Raw genomic sequence first — 1,976 nt, 5'->3', positions numbered from 1 at the left:
CATGCCATGTTTGAGTAGAAACTCGGAGCGTTGGAAGCCTTCGGGCAGATCCTGACGAATGGTTTGCTTGATCACTCGGGGCCCGGCGAAGCCAATCAGAGCGCCGGGTTCGGCCAAGATCACGTCGGCAATAGCCGCGAAACTAGCCGTCACCCCGCCCGTGGTAGGGTCGGTAAGGATGGAGATATAGGGCAGTTTTCGGGCCCATAGCCGGTCGAGGGCCAGGGTGGTTTTGGCCATCTGCATCAGCGAGAGGGCAGCTTCCTGCATGCGGGCTCCGCCCGACACCGAGACAATCACCACCGCGCGGTTTTCCTCGGCGGCCAGTTCGATGCCCCTGGTGATTTCCTCGCCCACCACGCTGCCCATCGAACCACCTGCAAAAGCATAGTCCATTACCAGCAGAATGCTGGGTACGCTGCCAATGCTACAGCGTCCACCCACGATGGCATCGGGCCGTCCGGCTTCTCTCTGGTAGCGCTCGAGGCGTCTGGGGTAAGGTTCGGTATCGTGGAACCCTAAAGGATCGGTGGGTTTGAGGCCATTAACCGGCTCGAAACTGCCTTCGTCGGCGAGCATCTCAATGCGCTTGTCGGCAGACAGCCGCAGGTGATGTCCGCATTTGGGACATACATGCAGGTTGGTCTCGAGGTCTTTCTTATAAATCTGCGCGTCGCACCGGGGACACTTGACCCACAGCTCGGGAATATCCCTCGCCTCGCCCTGTGCCCGGCGACGGCGGAAAAGCCGCTCTAAGGCCATAACGCCCTATCTTATACCCCAGAATGAGAGTCGTACGAAACCCCCCCTGCTTGGACGGGGTTCAAATTTGTTAAAAGCAACAAAAAAAGCCTCCGGGAGCAGGAAAGTCACCCCACAGGAAAAGGGAAGGGGGGACTGGGTGAAACGATCCGGGTGGCTACTTTTTCAATTGAACTGTGCACCGACCAGGGAATGGTCGCAAGTCGAAGGTCGGGTGCTTTTCGCCGCTGTTGTGTCATTCAAGAAGCGAGAACATCCGTACCAGAGCCGGGCCACCTGGGTACGGAAGAGGCAGAACTGGCCTGAACTTACCGACTGGAGACGTAGCCCACATAAGGCAAGGGGTCAATGGCAACCCCATAGCGATAGACCGTGTAGTGCAGGTGGGGCCCGGTGGAGCGTCCGGTAGAACCGACCCCCCCAATGAGCATGTCTTGCTCGACCTGCTGCCCGCGTGAGACATAGCTTGCGGAGAGGTGCCCATACAGGGTGTGCAGGCCGTTGCCGTGGTCAATGAGCACCATCAGGCCGAAGACGGGGTTCCAGCCCATCTCGCTCACGGTTCCAGCGGCGGTGCTATAGACCGGAGTACCTTCGGAAGCGGCAAAATCCACCCCATTGTGAAATTCATACGCACCCCCGCCAAAAGGGTTGGAGCGGTAGCCGAAAGCGGAGGTGACGCGGGTCTCTACCAGCAAGGGCAGGCCTGTTGGTATAAACCGGGCTGAATCGGGGGTGTGGGCCTGGGGTGCGCGGGCCTGGGTAGGGGGTTGGGGACGCCGAAGAATGCGTCCCGGGTTGGGATCTGGGGGTAGGGGGTTGTTGAGGGCAATGGCGGTGGACTCGAGTTCCGCCGCAAAGTTCCCCACCTGCGAGCGCAAGCTGAGCAGTAAGTTGCCCAACTCGATGGGCTCGCCGGCGCCCCTGGGTGCACGGTCTGGCCTGGGAGGGGTGGTTGGCAAAGCCGAGCCTGGCACCGGGTTGGGCTGGATGGATTCGGGTACCAGGCGAATCCGGGGCAGGCCAGCCTTGACCCGCAGGTGGTTGATTTCGGCCTCCAGAACCTTGAGGCTCTGCTGCAGTTGTACGGCTTCGATGCTATAGGCCTCGTTGCGGCTTTTTTCGGCCTCGAGTTCCAGGGTGAGCTTGCGGGCCTGGGTCTCGAGCTGGGCCAGCCGGGTGCGTTCGCTCGAGCCCTGGTCCCACAAAAAAAG

The 1,976-nt window shown here is 60.6% G+C and carries 2 protein-coding genes; both read right to left on the bottom strand.

Features of this window, described 5'->3' with window-relative positions:
- Nucleotides 1-762: acetyl-CoA carboxylase, carboxyltransferase subunit beta (gene accD, locus Q0288_RS16090; RefSeq protein WP_299432712.1), on the bottom strand; the 762-nt coding region annotated here is incomplete at its 3' end.
- Between the two features lie 308 nt (nucleotides 763-1,070).
- Complete coding sequence (locus Q0288_RS16085; RefSeq protein WP_299432715.1) at nucleotides 1,071-1,970, bottom strand: M23 family metallopeptidase; 900 nt, start codon at nucleotides 1,968-1,970, stop codon at nucleotides 1,071-1,073.
- Between the last annotated feature and the right edge of the window lie 6 nt (nucleotides 1,971-1,976).

The organism is uncultured Meiothermus sp. (assembly GCF_937863175.1).
GTDB lineage: Bacteria > Deinococcota > Deinococci > Deinococcales > Thermaceae > Meiothermus.
This window is presented reverse-complemented; position numbering and strand designations above follow the sequence as displayed.